The sequence below is a fragment of the Treponema sp. UBA785 genome (assembly GCF_002297065.1).
In the GTDB taxonomy this organism is placed as follows: Bacteria; Spirochaetota; Spirochaetia; order Treponematales; family Treponemataceae; genus Treponema_D.
In genome coordinates this window covers 10,459-13,666 of the sequence record NZ_DBJD01000029.1, presented here as the reverse complement: position 1 = coordinate 13,666, position 3,208 = coordinate 10,459, and the positions used below count along the sequence as shown (strand labels likewise).

The 3,208-nt window shown below is 40.5% G+C and carries 3 protein-coding genes; 2 read left to right on the top strand and 1 reads right to left on the bottom strand.

Going from position 1 to position 3,208, the window contains the following annotated elements; genetic code table 11:
- Window positions 1-294 precede the first annotated feature (294 nt).
- Complete coding sequence (mnmA, locus tag B2X33_RS02000) at window positions 295-1,470, top strand: tRNA 2-thiouridine(34) synthase MnmA (protein WP_296667226.1); 1,176 nt, start codon at window positions 295-297, stop codon at window positions 1,468-1,470.
- 143 nt (window positions 1,471-1,613) lie between these two features.
- On the opposite strand, the gene B2X33_RS01995 is transcribed toward mnmA, so the two are convergent.
- Window positions 1,614-2,480 (bottom strand): hypothetical protein, encoded by an 867-nt coding sequence (locus B2X33_RS01995; protein ID WP_296667224.1) that lies wholly within the window; start codon window positions 2,478-2,480, stop codon window positions 1,614-1,616.
- A 111-nt stretch (window positions 2,481-2,591) separates the two neighbouring features.
- Between B2X33_RS01995 and B2X33_RS01990 the strand changes: the two genes are divergently transcribed.
- On the top strand, window positions 2,592-3,208 hold a 617-nt coding region (locus tag B2X33_RS01990), incomplete at its 3' end, for a LysR substrate-binding domain-containing protein (protein ID WP_296667221.1).

Sequence of the window (3,208 nt, the reverse complement as noted above, 5' to 3'; positions counted from 1 at the left end):
AGCCCGGATGCTTGCATGCTTCGCATGCTGCGGCTTTTGCTTACGCAAAACCCGTTCTTTTTACCTGTGCGCTAAAGCGCACGTCCGGGCTTGCAGCCCGGATTGGAAGGGTGCGGAGCATCCGCGTTAGCGGATGTAGCGAAAGCGGAACCCTGGAAAGCCGGTTTTTGCGACAACTGGACAGTTCTGTCTGGCAAATATTCCTTTTGCAAAAAATGCGCTCCGAAATATAAAAATCCTTGATTATTTTTTTTATATCGTTTAATTTTTGCTATCAGAATTCTTGGAGTTTTTATGAATTATATAAATCTTGATATGCCAAAAGCCGGCGATACTGTTGTTGTCGGAATGTCGGGCGGTGTTGATTCAACTTTGACCGCTCTTTTGCTCAAAAACAATGGGTGTAAAGTAATTGGAGCAACAATGTCCATTTGGGACGGAAGATTGCCAGAAGTAAAGACTGACAAACCGGTTCGGGAAGCCTGCTATGGTCCTGGAGAAGAAGAAAATATTGCCGAGTGCGAAAAATTCTGCAAAGAACACGACATTGAGTATCACGTTATCGATGTAAAAGAAACTTACAGAAAAGTCGTTCTTGAATATTTTAAAAGCGAATATCGTGCCGGCCGCACTCCAAATCCGTGTATTCGCTGCAACCGTTTTATAAAATTTGATGCGCTGCTTGCCGGATTAAAAGAACTTAAAATCAATTTTGACTATTTTTGCACTGGTCATTATGCGTGCGTTGTCCGTCCGGAAACCGGAATCTTTGGGACAGACGCAAAGCCTGCTATGATTGCCGGAGCCGCCGATTCAACAAAAGACCAGACTTATTTTCTTTACCGCCTGCCGTCGGAACTTCTCGAAAAAGTAAGGTTTCCGCTCGCATCTATGAAGAAAAAAGAGGTTTTTGAACTTGCAAAACAGGCAAACCTTGAAGCGGCAAAACGCGAAGAAAGCCAGGATTTTATTCCGCCTGAATATTTTGAAATGCTTTTTAACGACAAACCGAGCGTTCCTGGCGACATCATCGATTTGGACGGTCATGTTCTTGGACGGCACAAAGGAATCGAACACTACACAATCGGTCAGAGAAAAGGTCTTGGCGTTGCATTGAATTATCCGGCTTACGTTCAGCACATTGACGCAAAAAATAATTTGGTTGTTCTGGCAAAAAATGACGACTTAAATTCAAATGCCCTGATTGCAGACGATTTTGTCTGGCCGGCAGGAATTGAACCATCAGAACCTGTCGAAGCGCTAGTGAAAATTCGGCTTGCAAGCAGACCAGCGGCAGCAGTTGTAGAAAAATATATTCCTTCTGAAGACGACAAAACGGTTTATTCTGGAACTCCGTGGAAAATCACTTTTAAGGAACCTCAGCGCGCAGTTGCTCCAGGACAGTCGGCCGTTCTTTATATTGACGGTGTAATTCGTGGCGGTGGCGTAATAAGCCGTACAATTGAATAATAAAAACGAGTGTAATAGTAATTGAAAAAAAAAGCAAAAAAAATGCTGGAAAACTGAACATTTGTTCTAATTCCAGCATTTTTTGTTTATTTGCAAAACCAGCCATTAAAAGCCAATTCTACGTTTTTTACAAATCAAAAAAATTATTTTGCGTCCGAATTTGCAGAAGATGAATTTCCGTAAGTGTAAGAATATTCATTTATGTCGATGAGCTCATTTACTGTCGTTCCAAATTTCTGAGAAACGGCATAAGTTGTAGTTCTTGCAACATTTCCTTTGTCATCGTATTTATAAATAATTCTCTTTACAAGTTTGTTTGATTCGTTGTAAGTCTGCTCTTCTGTAACCGAATATTTTTCGTCAAAACGGAATACTACTTTCTGAGTAACAGTTCCATCAGAAAGAGGATAAGAAATTTCAGAAAGTTTTCCGGCATCGTTGTAAGTGTAAACGCGTTTTTGCTGCAAAGAACCGTCTGCGTTGTAAGAACAAACTTCGCTGTCGCGTCCTGCATCGTCAAATTTTACAATTGTTTTTCCGAGAAGTGCTCCGTCCGCATTGTAATATGCTTCTTCGCTTTGTTTTTCTGGGCTTATTTTCCAGATACTTTTGTTAACGAGCATATCGCTTGCATTGTATTCAGATTCTTCGGTTTTGTTTCCGTTTGAATCGTAAACTGTAACTGTTTTCCAGCTTATTTTTCCGTCAGAATCAAATCCTGTCGTTGATGTTAAGTTTCCAGCAGCATCGTAAGCAAAAACTAAACGGTCAACAACTGCGCCCTTTGCCGTAAATTCAGAAGTTTCTGTCTGTCTTCCGTTTGCGTCAAAGACATGAAGGTATTTTGCCTTTGGAGAACGATAATACTCACCAAATTTTTCAGTAATCGTATAAGTGGTTTTTGTATAATCCTTAACAGGTGCAGAAAGAGAAACAGCAGCGGCAGGATCAAAAGCATAAATATTGAATGATAAAGCGGCAACTGTCATAGCGATAAATGTTTTTTTCATTTTTAATTCCTCCGGATTCTGTTTTATTATCGGCAATTTATATATATTATTGTAACTAATTGTATAAAAAACCTTTAAAAATTTCAATTTTAAGGTTTTTGAGGTTGAATTATGGACTTTTTTGAACTGAATGCTTTTTTAACTCTTTCAAAAACTCTTCACTTTGCAAAAACCGCCGAAAAAATAAATTTAAGTCCTTCTGCCCTCAGCCGTTTGATTACAAGGCTAGAAGACGAAACTTCCTGTCAGCTTTTTGAACGCAATAACCGCGAAGCCGCATTAACAGAAAAAGGAAAGAAATTTGCCGAATTTGCGGAAAAGTGCCTGCAACAGAAGGAAGATGTTTTTGCAAAATTGAATTCATCAAAATCTCTCATAACCGGAACCTTAAAAGTTTATGCTTCTGTAACGGCCTGCTATTCAATTATGCCGCCGTTTTTGCAGAAAGTTGCGGAGCGTTTTCCAGACTTGCATTTAAATGTTCAAACGGGAGATCCTGCTGGTGCAATTCAAGCTGTAAAAAACGGAGAAGCCGATGTAGCCGTTGCGGCAATTCCAGAAACGGGGCTGAGCGGAATAGATTGTATTCCTGTAAGAAGCACACCTCTTGTCTTTGCAGCAAGCACTGGAGGTCCGTACGAAAAAGTGAGCGGCAGCCCTCAGGACATTGTCTCTTCAGTACCGCTAATTTTGCCAAAAACAGGATTGGCCCGCGAACGTTTTGACCG